Raw genomic sequence first — 19,082 nt, forward strand, 5'->3', positions numbered from 1 at the left:
TATTGGTGGGTGGTTTCAATTTATCATCAGCCATTTATCGAAGCCGCGCGATGAATTTAATAGAAAATCCGACTTTAACCCAAGGATAAAAGATTCGCATAGAAATTGTAAGAAGTCGATTAATTAGCAATAACCCGAGACGCAATCCCACCTTTCACCTCTTCTATGAACACAAAGGCCCTTTCTATCCTCTTCATTTTATTCTTAATATTTTCTTTTTCCGCGATTGGACAAGTGCAAGACACTACCTCCATATCCGAGCAGATCAAAACCGAGCGTGACAAACAGTTAAAAGAACTTAATGAGAAGCTGAAGCGAAACGAAGAAGAAGTCAATCGCCTGACGGATAAACTTGCCGCAGCAGATAATCGCACTCAAACTGACAAGGAAAAAATCAATGACCTCGAAAAACTTCAAATAGCGTTGGATAACCGACTGAAATTCCTTGAAGAAGGTCCAAAAACGAAAATCAATCTCAACGGGCAACTTGCATTCACAGAGTTACTCAGCATCCAACGGGACATTCAACCGCTTGACCTGTTTGTTTCCTCACAGACCTTTTATACCCAACTGGGAAACATTGGTAAAATCCAGAATTACAACACCTTTAACGCCTGGAAAAAAGACTACGACAACTGGTACAACCGACAGGGAAAAGATGATCAAATGATGGAAGTGATCAACAGTTCATTGAATTTGATAAGCGCAGTTGGAAGCAATGTACCCCTCTACGGAACTATGGTAGCTACTGCCTCTTCCGGAATTACTGCTTTGATAACATCGATCGGCAAAAAAGAAAAAGACCTGAGCGAAAAAACTCCTGCCATGCTCAAACTCCTGAATGTCACCAGCCAGTTTGAACATCAAAAAGCAATCATCGATCACGAATGGGCACAAATCAACAAGGAACTTGAACAGCTTCAAAAAGAGAATGCCGCCCTGCTCGAAGACCAAATGAACTACTATGGCATCAGTATGCTGGAGTATAAAAGAAAATACATGAATGCCACTTTGGATATAGACCGGGAAACCTTCAAAAATGAATGCAGAAGGGCGATTTCCGATAAAATCACCCTACTCGAAAGCTCTCAAAGTACCAAAGGGAAATGGCTGGGTCAGGTGGAAACCTACATGTTCAAGGTTCAGTCACTCCGGCTCCGGTTTGGACAGCTTACTTCCCGAATGCTGGTCAACATGGATCAATATGAAAACATCATTTCGGTATATTCAGACAGTACCCGATTCCCTGCAGAATTCACCACCCAAATCAACGGGCTAAACAATTCCTTGAAAACTCTGAAAAATAAATTTTACGCCTCTTACAATCCTGCCAAATACATCGAAGATTCTGCTGTGATGTACATTGAGCGCCAATAGAGAGGTAACTTTTAGGGACGAAGACCTGCCAGGTTTTCAAAAACCTGGCAGGTCTGAAAATCCGGATAAAATGGAGTAGCAGAACCATTTATCCTATAATTCCCCAAAACCGTTGGGTTTTCTGCATTTTTCTCTAATTTTTAAGGCCGGAGGACAAGGATTGTTCCTGCTCACTCTTTTCAACCTAACAAAAACCCAAAATGCTGACACTTCTGATTATCCTGGTCGCTTTGGCCTTGATCCTACTTGCCATTGTTAAATATGACATTCATCCATTTCTGGCACTTTTTGTAGGGGCAATTATTTACGGGCTGATGATGCGAATGCCGACAGACCTTATCGTCAAATCAATTTCTGAAGGATTTGGCGGGGTGATGGGAAGCGTGGGCCTTTTGATTCTTTTGGGAGTAATCATGGGGACTTTTCTTGAAAAAACAGGTGGTGCCATCGTCATTGCAGACCGGATTCTGAAATGGATCGGAGAGAAATTTGTCAACCTATCCCTGATGCTGAGTGGATGGATTTTGTCGATTCCGGTCTTTGGTGACAGCACGATCATCATGATGAATCCGATCGCCAAATCCTTAGCTTCAAAAAGTAAAATTTCCTACGCAGCAACAATTGTGGCTCTTTCACTTGGGGCTATGGCAAGTCACGCATTGGTCCCTCCGACTCCCGGACCGATTGCCACTGCGGGAATTTTGGGAGCGGATTTAGGTCAGGTGATATTTTGGGGAATGATTGTTTCTCTGACTACACTTATCCCGCTTTATTTCTTTGTCAACAAGTTTGTGGTCACGATTCCGCTAGAACCACAACTAATCGCAGATGAAAAAATATTGGAAAAGAAAGAACTCCCAACATTTTTCAATTCGCTGCTTCCGGTGATCATTCCGCTGATCCTGATTATCCTGGCCTCTATCGCAAATTATCCTACCAAGCCTTTTGGGGAAAGCGGGTTTACCAAAGCCATTCAATTCATAGGTTCTCCGGTCATTGCCTTGTTGATCGGTGCGATTTTGTCCTTCACTTTGCCGAAAAAGTTTGACCGCAAACTTCTATCCTCCTCCGGTTGGATTGGGGAATCAATTCTGCTTGCTGCCCCGGTTATTTTGATTACCGGAGCGGGTGCGGTATTTGGGAAAATGCTCCAAAATTCAGGAGTTGGCGACCTGGTTACTTCAAACATGAGTGATGCGAATTGGGGCATATTTCTGCCTTTTTTGATAGCTTTTGCACTAAAGACAGCTCAAGGGTCTACCACGGTTGCCATGATCACAACGGCCTCCATTATTGCCCCTATTCTGGGGCCACTGGGACTTGATTCGGAAACGATGAAAGTCTTTACTGCACTCGCCATCGGAGCTGGCTCGCTCTGCATTTCCCACGCTAATGACAGCGGGTTTTGGGTGGTCACCCAACTCTCTGGTATGAGTATCAAGCAGGGCAATATGTCACACAGCTTGGGAACCTTAATCGCCGGAGTGACTGCGATTTCATTGATTTTTGTTTTGACTTTGGTGATTGGGTAAAACGTCCGATGTCGGGTGTCCGAGGACCGATTTGAGACCTACTTCATCATTCGAAATTCAAGATTCGATGTTCGACATTTTTGACCGTTGTCAGATGACCGATGTGGACCCCACTTCATCATTCGATGTTCAAGATTCGATGTTCGATATTTTAATCGAAGGTTTTAGAGAAATAGTTGATTTCCGATGCCAAGTCTCGTAATTCAAAATTCGCAAATCGTAAATCGCCTACCTCGCTGTCCATCCCCCATCCACAGTCAGCATCGATCCAACGAGGTAAGTCCCCGCATCTGATGCCAGAAAAATCGCAGCACCCTGAATTTCTTTCAGTTCTCCCCAACGACCCAAGGCAGTCGCACCAACTACGAACTTTTTCCCTTCCTCTGTATCCGCAATCGGAAGATTCATCTCAGTCAAAAATGGCCCTGGACAAATCGCATTTACGGTAATATTCCAAGGTGCCAATTCCAAAGCCAAAGCCCGGGTCATCTGCACCACCGCTCCCTTGCTCGAGGCGTAAGGGGTTCGGTTAGAAAGCCCCACCAAGCCTAATGTACTCGCAAGATTGATGATTGCGCCTTTGTTTTTCTCCTTCATATAGGGAGTCACCGCGCGATTGGCCAACCAGGTTCCGGTGACATTTACGTCCATTACTTTGGTGAAGTCTTCATAGCTCAACTCATCGATTGCACCACGGATATTGATTCCTGCTGAATTAATCAGAATGTCGATTGATCCAAAAGCCTCGAAAGCTGTTTTTGCCATTGCTTCCATGGCGGATTTGTCTACCACATCAGCGGCAAAAGTCATGGCTTTGACACCATATTGAGCGGCAATCTCAGCAGCTGCGGCATCCCCATCGGAAGCCTTGCGACTCACCAGCATTACATTGGCACCAGCTGAGGCCAGTCCGGCAGCCATGGCCAAACCAAGGCCTTTGGTGCCTCCGGTGATGATGGCTGATTTGCCTTTGAGTGAAAAAAGAGCGATTCCGGGGAGTTGGGAGAGGTCGAATTGGGACATGGTTTTGTTTTTTGAATTTGTAAATATGGTAAAGAGTAAGTCGTAAGTAGTTAGTAAAGTCCATGGCTCCTACTCACCACTTACTTCTCACCACTTACATTGAATTTCTACAGGAGTTCACTTTTCGAAAAGGCAAGGCATTTGACCACATTCTCCTCTTCGAAGGCGAGTTTTTCTTCAGCGTTGAGGTTTTTGACTTCAGGAAGTGCCCCGGGATAAGGTTCGTCACGTACCAACCTCAGGATTTTTGCCAGATCCTGTGCGGATGAATTTTCAAAGGTTGTCCAATAGCTTTCTTCCAAACAAGGGATTTGCAAAGGATCTCGGGTAATCATTTCCAGACTGAAAGTCACGGCAGGATTATACTTTTGGCACAAGGTTACGGCTTCTTTTAAATCTACAATTCCAGTCCCCAGTGGCACCTCAGATAGCAGAAATCCATCCGAGTATGCTTTTACTCCCATATCTTTCACATGGGTGGAAAACGTAAAAGGAGCCAAGGTCCGGATCACTTGCATCGGTTCTTCGAGCAGGGACACATTATTCCCAAAGTCCAAGGTCACTCCCACCCATTCGCTGCCAAAGCTTTGAATGAGCTGAGCGAGTTCGGCAGCTGTCCAATCCTTATGATTCTCTACAGCTAGCTTCACTTGGTGTTTTCGGACAATCGGTTCTGCCAGCTGAAGGGCCTTCGTTGAGTTTATTTTGAATTCATTCCACTCCTGTTTCGACTTGAAATTTTCATAGCGTCTACCACTTAGACAAACCGTCCTCAATATACTTACCCCAGCTTCTTTAGCCGAAAGCACCTCTTTTTCAAACCTCGAAATATCGGCTGCACTTTTAGGAAGACCGATGCTACCCTCCAAATACATTCCTAAATTCTCTCGCTCATCACGGACTTTTCTGGCGAAGTCTTCCGCCCATCCACCTACTGTCGTCTGAATCCCGCCGGCACCGATGGAATGACAATGACGCATGAAATCCAGTGCATCTTGGAATCCGGGATACTTGGTGCTTTCCACCTTGGAACCGTAGCGAATCCCATAGGAATGGACCACCACACCCATCGGCATGCCTTTTAAGCTTTCCGGCAAAGCCGAAAATGGAAAAGCCATGGCAGCCGCGGCTAGTCCTGATTTTCTCAAAAACTCCCTCCTACCAGAGGAAAATTCTTCAGTACTGATCTTGGATTTCATAGGCTGGGATATTTTGGGCTAGGGTTTGGAATTTGCTATGAGCGCTTCCATGTGTTTATTGAGTTCTGCAGCAGACCAAGGATACACCCTGCCCTGATTCAAGTGACGGGTGGAACCTACCGTCCTACCGGTGACAGGTGGTGCTTCATTGCCCCATTCATTTCGAATGTAGGTAAGAATGGATGCAATCACTGCATCATCCATCGTCGAATGGGAAGGCATCACCGGTAATATCTCCGGTGCATCGTATTTTTTCCCGGCCACTTCGATTGGGCCTTCCAATCCATGCAGCATAATCAGCGAAAGCCGAACCTCGTCTCCAACCACCCACTCAGAACCTGCTAAGGGCGGACCCATTCGAGCGGCACCTTTTCCATTATTCCCATGGCATCCTGCACAGGAGACCAAATACTTCTGACGTCCGTCGGCAAATTGCTTCATGGCTTTTTCATCCAGATTCCCGGTGGAAATTACTTTTGCGGAAGGCTGATAGCCAGGCCAGGAGAAAAGTCGCTTCAGCATTGCCGTTCTATTCTGATCAATGGGCAAATCATTCCGTTTGAATATGGAAGGTTCGCTTGGTAATACCACCAGACCGGGTTTATCAATATCCCCTGCCTGAATAGCCATACCTGCTAGGATGATAGATTCCTTCCATCCCATTTCCTTTGTATCCGAAATAGCCAAAAGTCCACTAATCTCTGCCGGCTCGCTGTTAGTAATGATGGCTGAGGTGAGCATTTCCAAGAAAACTTCCCGATCAGGATTGGCTTCCGTCCAGGTTTTATTAGCCATCAGTTTTTGTAAAAAACGATACTCTTCATCCTCCAGACTACTCATAGCGGCATCCCGTATCAAGGCTAAATGACCATAGTTTTCGATGATTTGGCTTAATAAATCGGTTTTGGCTTCGTGTGAAAAAATCTCCGAACTCAGCGCCAATTGTAGCGCAACTTTATCGGAAGCTTTGCCGGCCAGATCAACTGCGACAGCTTCCAGTTGGCGCAAAATCCCGGGATCATTCACAGCTGAATTTTCTAATTGTCTAAGCGCTGTAGTTTTGAGCAGGTCATCCCCATTTTTCAATACTTCAAGCAAAAGCGCGGGATTAACTTTCCCCATTCCTTCCAATGTCCAAAGTGCATGAAATCGCCCTAACACAGATTTTCCGTTTTTCACCAGATCTTCTAGAGGCCCTACAGCATTGGGATCATTTTTTTCTACCAAAAGCCGCTGTGCCATATCCCGAAACCAGCCGTCTTGGTGGGAAAGATGTTGGACTAAGTCCTGGATGCTTGCTTGAGAAAGCTTTGGAATCTGTTTGGAAGCAAACCCTTTCGGTACCACTCTCCAAATTCGCCCCATATGGCCAGGCGAATCCAAACCGCGCTTTAAGGTTTGTTCTTTCAAATAAGGAGTCATGTAGGAGCTATGCTGAACGATTCCCTGGTACATATCGGCAAGGTAAAAACCGCCATCCGGCCCAACCGCAGCATGCACCGGACGGAATCGCTCATCGGTGGAAGCAAAAAATTCAATACCTGGATTGGGATCATGTGCCTGCAGAAAAACTCCTTTTTCGGTCACCACATTCCGCTTGACAAGATTTCCGGCATTTTCAAGCACGAAGATATTCCCATGATATTCCTTGGGGAAAAGCTGACTGCGATAGACCGTCGGTGCACAGGCTGAAGTAAATTCAAAAAGACGACCGGCAGAATCCAGCGTACCGGGAATATATCCTCTGTTTACAGCAAGATTGGATCGGATGGGAAATACCTTTCGATCGATTGTCAGGCCATGGTCTATGCCTGTGGAAGGCTTGTGGTTTTTATTTCGGGATAAATAATTAGCTGGCACAAGATCACCGTGAAGTTGGGACCAGTTGTAATTGTAAATCAAACGACCCTGATCATCCTGAGAAATTCCCCATTGTCCACGAAACTCGGTAGTGTCGCGAATCCAAGCCCCGTCTTGAAAACGATACCGAAGACGTGATTTGGCACTATAATACCAATTGTCGGAATTCCTCACAAAACCATTGTCGGAATGCTCGGGAATTCCATTAGCCGAATAGGTCGAATCCAGTAAAATTTTGGAATCCGCTTTCCAGTCTCCATCGAGGTCTTGGGTGATCCATAGCTTATTATTCTCTGCTATCAAGGCTCCGTTTTTGAACAGACCCAAGGCTCTCGGCATAATCAGAGAATCCAGATACAACGTCCGCTTGTCCATCAGCCCATCGCCGTCGGTATCCTCCAGTATTGCGACAGAACCAACAGGTTGCTTCTCCTCCGAACCTTCAATATCACTCATATAGCCGCGCATTTCTACCACCCAAAGCCGTCCGTCTTCGTCAAACTGGATGATTACAGGAGATTCGACTAACGGTTCTGAAGCCACTAACTGAACTTCAAATCCGGATTCAATTTGAAAAGTTTTCAACTCCTCCTCTGCAGTCCGGGCAGGACTATCGGGTGTTTCAGGAAGAGGTCCGGACTCTTTACAGGAAAAACAAAGCAACACACCAACCGCACAAGTCAACAGGGCACTTCGAAACATAGTCAATCAGGTATTTTGGGTTTGAGCAAATGAGGAAGAAAGAATCCTACGCATTCAGGAGCGTTTTCAATTTGGTTTTTATTCTTCTGATTTACAAGATCAAATCATCAAATGGAAGCATTCCAATTTGCAAGGGCAAAGTTTGGTTTACTAGACAGGAAAAAGGAAAGGCTTTTCCATACTTCTCCTAACTTTGCACAAAATACCTACTATGAATTTTTCCGACTTAGGACTGTCAAAAGATCTGCTTAGCTCAATCGAACGTGCAAAATATGAAAGCCCCTATCCGATTCAGATTGAGGCCATTCCTGCAATACTTCAGCAAAAAGACATCCTTGGACTAGCTCCCACAGGCTCGGGAAAAACAGCAGCTTACATTCTACCGATCCTTCAGCGATTACTGCCAAAAGAAGCCCCAAGGGAGCGTTTTATTCCGGTTTTGGTGATCGTTCCGACCCGTGAACTTGCGGTACAGGTCGCAGAGGTGACTGAAAATTTCAGCCGCTTTTTGCCGCGAAAAATCAAATCCATGGCAGTGTTTGGCGGTGTCTCGATCAATCCTCAAATGATGAAACTTCATGGTGTGGAGATCCTGATTGCCACTCCCGGACGCTTGATTGACTTGCTTGGCAGGAATGCCTTGGGGATTTCCAGAATACACACGCTGGTGTTGGACGAAGCCGATAAAGTGCTGAATATGGGTTTTCGCGAAGAAGTGGAGCATATTCTTGAGCTTTTGCCAAGTCGGAGACAAAACATCCTTTTTTCGGCCACCACAGATAATGAAGTCGATGTATTGATCCAAAAACTACTCAAGGATCCTGTCAGAATTCAGGTGGAAGGAGACAATTTCACCCCTGATTTGATTGATCAAAAAGCCTATCGGGTCAGTCCTGAAAACAAGGGTCCTTTTCTCCGCCAATTAATCAATTCGGGCGACTGGAGTCAGATTTTGGTGTTTGCTTCATCTATCCGAACGGCTGATAATGTGGCAACGAAGCTGAGTAAAAACGGGATTGAAGCAGTGGCTTTCCATGGAGACAAAAGTCAGGGAGCACGAACCGAGGCATTGGCACGATTCAAATCCGGCAAGACCCGAGTATTGGTGGCAACAGATCTCGCTGCTCGGGGTATTGACATTCAGTTTCTGCCTTTGGTGATCAATTACGAATTGCCCCGCTCACCCAAAGATTACATCCATCGCATCGGCCGAACTGGTCGAGCCGGAGCGACCGGAGAAGCTATTTCGCTCATCACTCCTGAGGAATTGCATCACTTCAAAGTGATACAAAAGAAAATGGGAAAGCGGGTGTTGTTGTTGGAGTCGGAGAATTTTGGGAAAAATGAGGAGGATTCTTAACAACAATCCCTAAAACTAACTGCTAAAATCCCCCTTACCCCCTTTGACAAAGCGTAATATTGCAAACCAAAATCCCGGAATAAAGGGGGAGTAGCGTCCAATTGAACTTCTAACGACAGAACCACTTTCCAACCACCTGCTCCCATTCTTCCTTACTTCCAAACATCCATACTTCCTTACCTCACAAAAACTCATACACGCTCCGATACGCCCCTTTTTCCTCAAAATAGCCCAATAGCGAATCAAAAAACGGATGATTAGCCAAGGTGCTGCTGTCACCGATCAAGATTAATTTCCGCTTTGCTCGGGTCAGAGCAACGTTCATTCTTCGCTCATCAGAAAGAAAACCAATCTCTCCTTTTTCATTGGATCGTGTGAGTGAGATCAGCATCAAATCCCGCTCTTGCCCCTGAAAACCATCTACTGTATCAATGGTAATCCAGTCCGCAAAGGCTTTTAGATTCGGATACTCGAAAGTCTCAAAGATCAAGTGTCTGATCATCCTCACCTGTGCAGAATAAGGCGCAATCAAGCCAATAGTCCAGTTTTCCTGACGAAACTTGGCAAAACCGATTCGTTTCATGGTATCATTCAGGTAAGTACATGCAAACCTCGCTTCGTCCGGATTGAAGGTGCTTAGGCTTTCTGCCTCTTGCTGGTCTGTGTACCCCGAACCTGCCGTATCGATCCATTCCAAAACTGGCTCATCCTCTCCAAGTGCATGTGACAACGTGTTTTCGGCAGCCTGAAGCTTTCCTTTGTAAAACCATTCATTTGAAAACCCCATGATGGCAGCTGGCATTCGGTATTGGACTTCCAGCATGGTGGCAGTTATCGGCTGTCGATGAATGATTTTTTCGAAAAGGGTCACTGAAAGCCCTGCTTTTGCGGCTTCATAGGACTTGATCGTCGGGGGTAGTTGGCAATGATCGCCGGCAAAAACCACCTTTTTTGCTTTCAAAATCGGTATCCAAGTCGCAGCTTCCAATCCTTGCGCAGCCTCATCGATAAATACCACGTCAAAAAGCATTCCTCTCAGATTGGAAGAAGATGCTCCAACCAAGGTACAGGCAAAAACCTGTGTTCGCTGAAAAATATCCGATCGAATGTAATCCTCCAAATGACTGGCGGCCTCACGGATACGTGAGATCTCCTGATACATCAATTTGCGTTGGGCTCGTTCCTCAGGCCCGAAGTTTCGTCGGTATTGCTTGGCGATTTTGAGGCAGGACTCGGTTTCTTTCCGTAGTTTTTTCAGATCGCGAAAACTATCATGAAAAGCTATTTTTGCATCCAGAGTCTGATTCAGGATCTTTTCCTCAACCCGCGCCGGATGCCCAAGCCGAAGGGTGGAAACCCCTGAATCCACCAGTTTTTCAACCAGCAGATCTACTGCTGCATTGCTTGGTGCGGTGACTAGTATACTCAGTCTCATCTCCACTGCCTGTCGGATGGCAGCTATTAATGTGGTGGTTTTACCCGTACCGGGAGGGCCATGAACAATGGCGAAATCCTGAGCGGCAGCGATTTTGTGACAGGCTTGATTTTGAGAAAAATTCAAACCGGGCAGATCAAACTCCGACATTTCTTTGAATCTTGGTTTCACTTCCCCAAGTGCGATATCCCGAAGTTCAGCGAGACGGATATTTTCTCCCTTGATCACCTTTTTCAGCGCGGATTCCATTTCCCGATAGCTCGCCTCATCAAAAAGCAAATCCACACCCAATCTGGAATCCTGCATCCAATCGGGGATCTCATCCGCCTGAAGTGTTACCACCATGGAATCTTTTTTTACTTGATTGACGACACCATTAACTCTATTTTCCGAGCCTTGATAGCCTTCGTGCGTTGAAAAAAAGGTGACCGATTTGCCGGACGAGAATGAAGAGGGATAATTGGAATCCATCCGCTCCACTTCGACTAGAAGCCGCTCACCCATCCCTATTTTATGCTTTTTGAGCAGGATTGGGTGCCATGTGATTCCTTCTTTTTTCTTATCCGCGATAGAGGTATTCAGAAATTTCTTTTTGTAATTGGCAAGGTCTTCGGACCACTCAAGTTTGAGAAGTTGGAGACCATGCTTGAGTTCTTCGAGGATATTCGGCATCTATTGGTAATTTAGAATACAAACTAAGCAAAAGTCAGCCGGTTTACCTTTTGTAGAATTAATATGAACTTTCTTGCACACGCTTACCTGTCTTTCGGCCATGATGGAATCCTGGTGGGCAATTTGGCAGCTGATTTTATTAAAGGAAAAGAAATACAACGGTATGATAAAGAAATTCTGATTGGAATATTGCTCCATCGGGAGATCGATTCTTTTACAGATTCTCACCCATTGGTCAAGGCAGGGCAAAGCTATCTCAGGCCAAGATTTAGGCATTATTCGACAGTGATTACCGATATTTTCTTTGACTATTTCTTGGGGAAAAACTGGGAAAGGTATTCGGAAATTCCGCTGGAAAGCTTTGCAAATCAAACCTATCAAACAATCGATCAACATTTGTATCTTCTTCCTGACTCATTTAAAAATATGTTTGTCTGGATGAAAAGCCAGAATTGGTTGTATCACTATCGTGAAATTGAGGGGATTCAAAAAGCGCTCAACGGACTCAGCCGAAGAACAACTTTTGATTCCAAAATGAATGAAGCCCCGGAAGTCTTGCTGGAAAAAGAAGAAGAATTTGAAGTAATTTTTTTCGCTTTCTTCAAGGAATTAGAGACTTTTGCCCGACACAAACTCCTCGAACTACAACGAATTCATGGTAGCCATTAAGCCAAAAATATCCACATACATTTCACTCACGCTCATTTTGTTGGTGCTTTTGGTCGGCTTGATCTTGTTATTGAGGGATTTTGCCTACACAGGCAGCTTTGCGCTTTGGTTTTATTTGGTAGCCTGCTCCCTGATCACCTTAGTATTATTGATGCTTTTGGTCAAAATGATGGCAGGCTGGAGATTTATTACAGCCGGAAAGGACCACATTATCATCAAGTTGCCGCTTAAAGGAATGACCAAAGTTTATCCAATTAATGAGATTCTGCTTTGGGAGGAAGAAGTAGTCGTAGCAAACAAAAAAGAATTCAAACAGGTGACCATTGCATTTACAGATAAAAATTCAATCTCAGTCTCCAATCATGAGCATGAATCGTATACCGAATTGATCAACTATCTGAAGAAAAAAGCAATAAAGCAGATGATCAAAAGCAAAAAAGCCTGATCGCTCAGGCTTTGGATTATTTTCTGGTTCTAAAATTCTTGTCGTAGAGTTCAACACTTTCACGGATGATTCGCATGGCATCCTCCTTACCCAAGAAATCCTCCACTTTTACTTCTTTGTTTTCCAGCTTTTTGTAATCTTCAAAGAATCTGTGAACTTCTTTCATTAAATGAGGCGGCAATTCGTCAATGTCATTGATGTAATTGACAGACTGATCTCCAGCTGCAACTGCAATGATTTTATCATCTGCTTCTCCACCGTCTACCATTCGCATGACTCCAATGACTTTGGCCGGAACGAGAGTCATGGAAGGAATGTCTATCTGCGAAATAATCAAGATGTCCAAGGGGTCATGGTCTTCACAAAAGGTTTGTGGAATAAAACCATAATTAGCAGGATAATGGACAGCAGAAAACAACACCCGATCAAGCATCAACATACCTGTTTTCTTGTCGAGTTCATACTTTCCTTTTGATCCTTTTGGGATTTCAATTACGCCCATTACATATTCAGGGGCATCTTTCCCGATGTTGACATCATGCCAAGGGTTAATCATATTTTTTTGGATTTTGATAAAAAATGGCCAATTGCCGAGGCAAAGATACAAGCCCGAAGCAATTTTTTACTTTTAAAATTCCCCTTTATTCAAGGTAGGAAGTGTGACTGTAATAGTTGTGCCTTCGTTAATTTCCGAATTCAAATGAATTTTCCCTCCCATTTGCTCTACAGATTCCTTGACCATGTACAATCCTAGACCGGTACCGACATTCTTTTGAGTAGCTCTGGTAAATAGGTTAAAAACTTCCTCCCGGAAGCGTTCTTCGATACCAATTCCATTATCTTCCAAAACGATGATTGCTTCATCCTCCATCACATCAATGGTGAGGCTAATCCACTTTTGACCACCTTGATCTTTTTGAAATTGAACTGCATTGCTAAAAAGGTTATTCAGGATTACTCGAATTTTAGCCTCATCGGAGAAAAAAGGTGATTGCTGATTAACCTGAATTTCAATTTTAAAATGTTTGAGATCAAATTTTTCGCGATAGGCTTCCATCTGCTGATTGACTATATCCTGAAAGTGGATTTCAGTGATCTTATGATCAATCTTGGTAGACCGATAAAAGTCCAGCATTTTATAAATAAAGTCATCGAGTTTGACCGTAGCTGTATCGATCATTTCAAAATATTCCAAGGCGTTGGGATCACTAATTTCTAATTTCGCCAACTTAGAAATACCCGAAATACTCATCAGGGGTCCCCGAAGCTCATGTGACAAACTGTAAACGAATTGATTCATTTCAGAATGAAGCTTCTGGAGTTTAATGCTTTTTTCCTTCAATTCACGCCTCATGAAGAAAATATCAGCTGCGTTTTTTATGGAATTTTTAATCTGCTCAATATTCCAAGGCTTATCTATAAATCGATAGACCTCTCCTTTATTGATCGCATCGATGACACTCGCTATATCAGAATAGCCTGTTAAGAGTATCCGAATAGGATCAGGATTGATTTTGATCATCTGCTCAAAAAACTCGGTACCAGTCAAGCCAGGCATCCGTTGATCAGCAATGACCACATGAATTTCTTCATCTTTGACGATTCGAAGACCCTCTTCAGCATCTATTGCTGTAAAAATCTTGAAGTCCTTACGTAGGGTAGCTCTAAACGACTTTAGGTTATTATCCTCATCGTCAATGTAGAGCACATGAATTTTATCATTCATTCTTTGGGACATTTTGGTAAATCGGAAGAGAAATAATAAAAGTTGTCCCCTGGCCTTCCTCGGTCACTACCTCCAGAGTTCCTTTGTGATTTTCAATAATAGAATAAACTATGGAAAGACCCAAACCTGTACCTTTCCCGACAGCTTTTGTTGTGAAAAAAGGTTCGAAAATTCGTTGTTTCACTTTTTCAGGCATCCCTGGACCATTATCCTCAATTTCAACAATTACATGATCCGCGAAGGGCTTAGTACGAACAGTTATCTTTGGATCGCTAATATTATCCAAATTATCTGACAAAGCATGAACGGCGTTGTTGAGGATATTCATAAACACCTGATTGATTTTACCGGCAAGGCATTCAACCAGTGGAAGTTCGCCAAATTCTCTAACTATCCTGATTTTACTTGGGATGGTGCTATTCAGAAGAATTATTATACTGTTTATTCCGTCATGAAGATCAACTTTTTTCACATCTTGCTCATCTACTCGTGAGAATATCCGAAGTCCCTTGACAATTTCAACAGTTCGCTTGGCCCCATCATCCATGCCTTTGAGCAGTTGTTCCACTTCCTCAAGAACGTAGTCAAGTTCAAGATCTTCTTCTAGTTGTTTAGCTTCTTTTTTGGTGTTTTCGGTAAATTCTCGCTGACCGGAGCTCCTATAAAACTCGACGATTTCCATGATGTCTTTAATGTCACGTTTAAGCGGAGTAATGTTAGAGCTGACGAAATTTATCGGGTTGTTGATCTCGTGGGCTATACCTGCGGTCAATTGGCCTAAAGAGGCCATTTTTTCCTGGTTTACAAGTTGGCTTTGGGTATTTTGAAGTGTACGGAGCGCATGCTCTAATTCATCTGTCCTGATTCTCACCTTTTGCTCAAGCATATTATTTTGCTCCCGGATCAGCTGTTCATTTTGATTGAGAATCTGAAGTTTTTCAGCTTGCTCGTCTTCTTTTTCCTTTTTGAGAATATTGATTTTATCAGCCAATGCAAAAGAGAGCAATACTACTTCAAGGGCAGAACCAAAAGGCATAATGTAAGCCGTCAGATTGTTGGTAGGAATAATACCCATTTCGCTAAACACAAAAAGGAAGATCCCAATCATAAAAACAGACCACGCCAAAAGGTAATAGCGGGCCGGGCGGTAGCCTTTTTTCAATACCGAAACAGCTACAATCAAAACATATAAAACAACTATCGATTGAGTAACAAGCAACACCTGATAACTCAGAGTTATAGAAATAAAAAAAGCATTAATCAAAATAAATGAATAAACAACAAAAATAAAATAAGCTCCCTTGTCAAGTTTAGGCACAAACTTTCTTGTAGATAAGAATTCACGCAAAAACCAAAGTCCGACAACACTAACTAAAGATGAAAAAATAACTCCAGCTCTTAACTTAAGCCAAACTGAATCAGGCCATAACAATTCATTTGTATATCCCAAAATAGAAGATTGTGCTAACCAAACTAAAACTGTATGTATTACATAAATCAAATAAATTTTGTCCCTAACGGAAAAGAATAAAAATAGATTGTAAAAAAATAATCCAACTATTGTACCTGTAAAAATTCCAAATATTATATTTTCACGATTAATAAAAGATTCCATCACGGATGGGTCGTTGACCGATGCAGTAATAATTGTTTTATTAATGCTTTTTACCCTCAAAAATAAAGTGATGATTTCATTACGCGGTAATTTTAGGTCAAAAATAATTGATTTAGAAGGGATAATCTTTGAATCAAAGCTATACAAACGTCCACCTGAAAGTGTTTGCGTTACGATTCCATCTTTGACAACATATAGATTGAGACTATCCAATGATGGGTTTTTTATGAAAAAGAATTTATTATCATTCTCAGACACATTTATCAAATCATACTTCAACCAAACAACATCTTTATTAATTCCAAAATTAACGTTCTTATTTTCCAAAGTGATAAAATCCTTTGAACTCATCACATCTTCAATACTTAATTGAACACCTTCAGCCTCAATCAAATAGTGATATTTATTGATTGAAAACTCACTTGAATTAATATATAGTGAATCAGTTGAAATAATTAAAGAAAATATGAAATGTATAAAAAACAACATTAGTTTCGCCAGTCTGAGTTTTTAATTTTTAATTTATATTTGATTCTTACGATTCCTTTTGGTGTTTCTTCATCTCTTGTGGTCTCTAAATTTTGCCTCAAATCAAAAATATAATTTTGTTCTTCTTTTAGCGCTAAGGGAAGGTTTTTCACGTCTTTCAAGACTGCAAGCGTTGCAACCAAATCTAACTTTGGATAAAAAAATGTTCCTTTGTTTCCAATTTTTTCCTCAATTTCAAATCCTTTTTGAAGAGTAGGTTTCAATGTATACTCCGCACAAAGTGCAAAAAGCGTAGGTACATTTAGCTGATCGGCAATAACTAATGATGTTCTTGACAAAAACAAAGCGCCGATCCCATAGCCTGAAATAGCCCTGCTATTCCATAAACCACCAATCTCTCCTGTCCCGATTTTTCGATACTCTGCTACTAAATCGCTTATTTTACTGTCAACTTGAGCTATTGCACCTTCGAGCGGAAGTTGATAATCTTCATGGGAAATATGGATTCTCAGCCCACTTACAACTTGACCTGTGGTATCCTCCTGCACAGTTACTACAAATACGTAAGGATTATTTACCCAATCATTATTTGAAGAAGTCACTTTTGTTACACCATATTCTTTCAAAACGTTGGCATGGCCTTCTACGAACTTTTTGCAAAGCTCCGGTTCATCAATCGCTCGAAAAGCAGTAAAAGTAAACATCAATCTATAAATTTTAGGGTATCGATAACATCTCTTCTATAAGATCTCACACTTGGTTCTCCTGCAAAATTCAATCTAAACATGAAAATTTCTAGCATTTTCAGCTCTTTATTGAAAAGTAAATTAAACGCACGTTTCAATTCATGAATCTCATTTACCTCATGTTCCTTAAAACCATGTTTGGGATCATCCAAAACTTTTCGAAAAATAAATAAGGATGCCGTAACCGGTTGAAAGCTCATTCCATTCATGTTTGCCCATAGCCAAATTCGCTGGACCACTTTTCCCGATTCCAAGTACGTCTTGGGAATAAATTCTTTTCCACTTAACAAAAACATAGCTGAGGAAGAGGTGATGGTTTCTTTAGATATTTTTGTTAGCCCATATCCCATCAGAAATTTCCGAAAGAATCGCACAGTTCTGGGATCTTTTAATAATCCCATTGCAGCCCGTTCAGTACTTGACAATTCGAGAGTGGCAATATCAATACCATCTTTTGTTTCTTTAGCCTCATTTTCAGACCACCTTACTTCACTTATAAAATCGCTTAGCCCTTGTTCATGAAAAAGTCTAAGTCGGTCCATACCTCCTATAACTTTTGCCAACTGCTCAAGTTCTGAAACCATACTTATAGTCTCCAATTCAAATTCAGTGTCTTTAGTGATTTCCAGTAATTGAGAAAAATGAGCCGCTTCCAGCGGGATCCTACCATTATTTTTCCTGTTTGTATTTCTTATGGCGATTCCGGAATACAATTCTCCGAATGGAACCAGTATTTCTTTACTTACTTTTGAAAGAAATCTGATACTGACTATCAAATCTTCTTCAAAGTTTTTGATCTGTTGTATAATTTCAATTTCAATACCTTTTTTTGCAGCCGCTAATCTCAGATTTTCAAGAGCTGCACCAAATGCAAACAGAGATCCTATACCTTTATAATCTAATAAGGAATGACTTCGCTTTTGATCATGAAAAAGGTGAAGATTTCCTTTTTTATCAAAAACCCAAATCCATGGCTGTATATTCCCTCCTGAAGGGGCCAAATTGGCTTGGTTTACCAACTCAATTACCTCATTTTTTGAAAGTAGATAACCCGATGGCATTACGTTATTGGGTATTAAAAAATGTGAATCTACTATACTTTTTGCAGGAATATTAATGTTAAATTCCTGATATTCAGTTGGCACTATTTGATCAAGGTCTACATAAAATCTGCCCGAATTTACAGAGTCTCCAAGTAGAACCCTTCGTCCAACATGGGCTATTGAAGCCCCGCCCAGAAACACGGCCGAGGCCAATTGAGGCCAAGAGGAAATCGATTGACCAACTTCTAAGAGTGACGCTTTCATTCTTGGAGACAAAGTTTCTAATCCGGTGATTTTAAGCCCAAATGCGATTCTTTGATTCGAGGTAAGATTTTTTAATGAATTTAATTCTACATTACCTAGTAGCCCGTGAAAAATCTCCCTTTCTGGCTCTAAATCAAACCTTTCTATATCAAGCATGCCGCGATCCGATGTGTCCATCATTACAGCAACTTGATATTTTTTTGCTTTTTGGCGAACCAAAATCTTGATATCGAAACTATCGCATTCCTCTATTATCAGATCCAGTTTGCCATTTTCAGTGATAAACCTATCAATGTTTTCTTCAGTAATTCCTTCTCGAAATAATGTCACTTTCAGGTACGGATCTATATCTGAAATTTCCCTAGCTGCAATTATCAACTTTTCAACCCCAAGGCTAGTCACTCCAGCTTTGATTCGATTGAGATTACTTAATTCCAAAGTATCAAAATCAGCTAAGCGCATTTCTCCGCAGCTACGCTCTAAGGCCATTGCGAGAGCCACACTTTGTCCAACAGAAAGTCCAACGATTCCTATTTTCTTTTTTGCCAGTTCTTGTTGTTCTTCAGGAGTGATTTTGTAATTATTACGTACAGTCCTGACCTTAATAAAATCATTTTCCGGTAATAGGTGTACAAGGGTGTATTTCCAAGGATAATAGACCCAATTTCCAAATCGCTCTTTATCCTTATCCCTAAAAAAATCACTAACCCGCTCTTGAAGCTCTTCTTTACTGAATTGGTATTCGGGAGATTGAGATTTTATTAAATCTGAAACTTGACTGTCTATTTCATCTACTACGTAAATAAACGAATTGGACTTTAGATTTTGGATTTTCTCCAAATCTGATTGATCAGAAGGGTTATAAAATACGGGGTAAACCTGATCTCCCAGATCAGATTTGGAATAAGTAAGCATATTGACTCGG

The 19,082-nt window shown here is 42.1% G+C and carries 14 protein-coding genes; 5 read left to right on the forward strand and 9 right to left on the reverse strand.

Annotated elements, in window-relative coordinates; genetic code table 11:
• Positions 1–165 precede the first annotated feature (165 nt).
• Positions 166–1,377, forward strand: a complete 1,212-nt coding sequence (locus Q8M62_RS10795; RefSeq protein WP_304902343.1) for a hypothetical protein — start codon at positions 166–168, stop codon at positions 1,375–1,377.
• Between the two features lie 200 nt (positions 1,378–1,577).
• The gene (locus Q8M62_RS10800; protein ID WP_304902342.1) at positions 1,578–2,909 is read left to right on the forward strand and encodes a GntP family permease; all 1,332 of its coding nucleotides are present in this window, start codon (positions 1,578–1,580) and stop codon (positions 2,907–2,909) included.
• 228 nt (positions 2,910–3,137) lie between these two features.
• Here the strand turns inward: Q8M62_RS10800 and Q8M62_RS10805 are convergent, their stop codons facing one another.
• The 3 genes from Q8M62_RS10805 to Q8M62_RS10815 all read right to left on the reverse strand — a co-directional run bounded on the left by Q8M62_RS10805 (position 3,138) and on the right by Q8M62_RS10815 (position 7,693).
• Positions 3,138–3,932, reverse strand: coding sequence for an SDR family NAD(P)-dependent oxidoreductase (locus tag Q8M62_RS10805; RefSeq protein WP_304902341.1), 795 nt, complete (start codon positions 3,930–3,932; stop codon positions 3,138–3,140).
• Between the two features lie 107 nt (positions 3,933–4,039).
• Positions 4,040–5,131, reverse strand: coding sequence for a sugar phosphate isomerase/epimerase (locus Q8M62_RS10810; protein ID WP_304902340.1), 1,092 nt, complete (start codon positions 5,129–5,131; stop codon positions 4,040–4,042).
• Between the two features lie 18 nt (positions 5,132–5,149).
• Positions 5,150–7,693, reverse strand: a complete 2,544-nt coding sequence (locus Q8M62_RS10815) for a c-type cytochrome (protein ID WP_304902339.1) — start codon at positions 7,691–7,693, stop codon at positions 5,150–5,152.
• Positions 7,694–7,904: 211 nt separating this feature from the next.
• On the opposite strand from Q8M62_RS10815, the gene Q8M62_RS10820 reads away from it, so the two are divergent.
• Entirely contained in the window at positions 7,905–9,053 is a 1,149-nt protein-coding gene (locus tag Q8M62_RS10820) for a DEAD/DEAH box helicase (RefSeq protein WP_304902338.1), read from the forward strand.
• Between the two features lie 181 nt (positions 9,054–9,234).
• On the opposite strand, the gene Q8M62_RS10825 is transcribed toward Q8M62_RS10820, so the two are convergent.
• Positions 9,235–11,160 (reverse strand): AAA domain-containing protein, encoded by a 1,926-nt coding sequence (locus Q8M62_RS10825; protein WP_304902337.1) that lies wholly within the window; start codon positions 11,158–11,160, stop codon positions 9,235–9,237.
• A gap of 63 nt (positions 11,161–11,223) precedes the next feature.
• Between Q8M62_RS10825 and Q8M62_RS10830 the strand changes: the two genes are divergently transcribed.
• Positions 11,224–11,829 (forward strand): ACP phosphodiesterase, encoded by a 606-nt coding sequence (locus Q8M62_RS10830; protein ID WP_304902336.1) that lies wholly within the window; start codon positions 11,224–11,226, stop codon positions 11,827–11,829.
• Positions 11,816–12,274, forward strand: a complete 459-nt coding sequence (locus Q8M62_RS10835; protein ID WP_304902335.1) for a hypothetical protein — start codon at positions 11,816–11,818, stop codon at positions 12,272–12,274. Before Q8M62_RS10830 ends, Q8M62_RS10835 begins: the two co-directional genes overlap by 14 nt.
• A gap of 16 nt (positions 12,275–12,290) precedes the next feature.
• On the opposite strand, the gene Q8M62_RS10840 is transcribed toward Q8M62_RS10835, so the two are convergent.
• The 5 genes from Q8M62_RS10840 to Q8M62_RS10860 all read right to left on the reverse strand — a co-directional run bounded on the left by Q8M62_RS10840 (position 12,291) and on the right by Q8M62_RS10860 (position 19,072).
• Positions 12,291–12,830 (reverse strand): inorganic diphosphatase, encoded by a 540-nt coding sequence (locus Q8M62_RS10840; RefSeq protein ID WP_304902334.1) that lies wholly within the window; start codon positions 12,828–12,830, stop codon positions 12,291–12,293.
• A 72-nt stretch (positions 12,831–12,902) separates the two neighbouring features.
• On the reverse strand, positions 12,903–14,000 hold the full coding sequence (locus Q8M62_RS10845) for a hybrid sensor histidine kinase/response regulator (RefSeq protein WP_304902333.1): 1,098 nt from the start codon (positions 13,998–14,000) through the stop codon (positions 12,903–12,905).
• Positions 13,993–16,008 carry a 7TM diverse intracellular signaling domain-containing protein gene (locus Q8M62_RS10850; protein ID WP_304902332.1) on the reverse strand — a complete coding sequence of 672 codons (2,016 nt, stop codon included), beginning with the start codon at positions 16,006–16,008 and terminating at the stop codon, positions 13,993–13,995. Before Q8M62_RS10850 ends, Q8M62_RS10845 begins: the two co-directional genes overlap by 8 nt.
• Positions 16,009–16,103: 95 nt before the next feature.
• Entirely contained in the window at positions 16,104–16,808 is a 705-nt protein-coding gene (locus tag Q8M62_RS10855) for a hypothetical protein (protein WP_304902331.1), read from the reverse strand.
• The gene (locus Q8M62_RS10860; protein WP_304902330.1) at positions 16,808–19,072 is read right to left on the reverse strand and encodes an Rv1355c family protein; all 2,265 of its coding nucleotides are present in this window, start codon (positions 19,070–19,072) and stop codon (positions 16,808–16,810) included. The genes Q8M62_RS10855 and Q8M62_RS10860 overlap by 1 nt, the downstream gene beginning before the upstream one ends.
• Positions 19,073–19,082 lie beyond the last annotated feature (10 nt).

The organism is Algoriphagus sp. (assembly GCF_030694375.1).
Classification (GTDB): domain Bacteria; phylum Bacteroidota; class Bacteroidia; order Cytophagales; family Cyclobacteriaceae; genus Algoriphagus.

Excerpts from the sequence above, each read along its gene's own strand:
- Q8M62_RS10855 (WP_304902331.1), bottom strand. The coding sequence starts at position 16,808 with ATGTTTACTTTTACTGCTTTTCGAGCGATTGATGAACCGGAGCTTTGC.
- Q8M62_RS10800 (WP_304902342.1), top strand. The coding sequence starts at position 1,578 with ATGCTGACACTTCTGATTATCCTGGTCGCTTTGGCCTTGATCCTACTT.
- Q8M62_RS10820 (WP_304902338.1), top strand. The coding sequence starts at position 7,905 with ATGAATTTTTCCGACTTAGGACTGTCAAAAGATCTGCTTAGCTCAATC.
- Q8M62_RS10805 (WP_304902341.1), bottom strand. The coding sequence starts at position 3,932 with ATGTCCCAATTCGACCTCTCCCAACTCCCCGGAATCGCTCTTTTTTCA.
- Q8M62_RS10860 (WP_304902330.1), bottom strand. The coding sequence starts at position 19,072 with ATGCTTACTTATTCCAAATCTGATCTGGGAGATCAGGTTTACCCCGTA.
- Q8M62_RS10795 (WP_304902343.1), top strand. The coding sequence starts at position 166 with ATGAACACAAAGGCCCTTTCTATCCTCTTCATTTTATTCTTAATATTT.
- Q8M62_RS10810 (WP_304902340.1), bottom strand. The coding sequence starts at position 5,131 with ATGAAATCCAAGATCAGTACTGAAGAATTTTCCTCTGGTAGGAGGGAG.
- Q8M62_RS10840 (WP_304902334.1), bottom strand. The coding sequence starts at position 12,830 with ATGATTAACCCTTGGCATGATGTCAACATCGGGAAAGATGCCCCTGAA.
- Q8M62_RS10815 (WP_304902339.1), bottom strand. The coding sequence starts at position 7,693 with ATGTTTCGAAGTGCCCTGTTGACTTGTGCGGTTGGTGTGTTGCTTTGT.
- Q8M62_RS10825 (WP_304902337.1), bottom strand. The coding sequence starts at position 11,160 with ATGCCGAATATCCTCGAAGAACTCAAGCATGGTCTCCAACTTCTCAAA.
- Q8M62_RS10835 (WP_304902335.1), top strand. The coding sequence starts at position 11,816 with ATGGTAGCCATTAAGCCAAAAATATCCACATACATTTCACTCACGCTC.
- Q8M62_RS10845 (WP_304902333.1), bottom strand. The coding sequence starts at position 14,000 with ATGAATGATAAAATTCATGTGCTCTACATTGACGATGAGGATAATAAC.
- Q8M62_RS10830 (WP_304902336.1), top strand. The coding sequence starts at position 11,224 with ATGAACTTTCTTGCACACGCTTACCTGTCTTTCGGCCATGATGGAATC.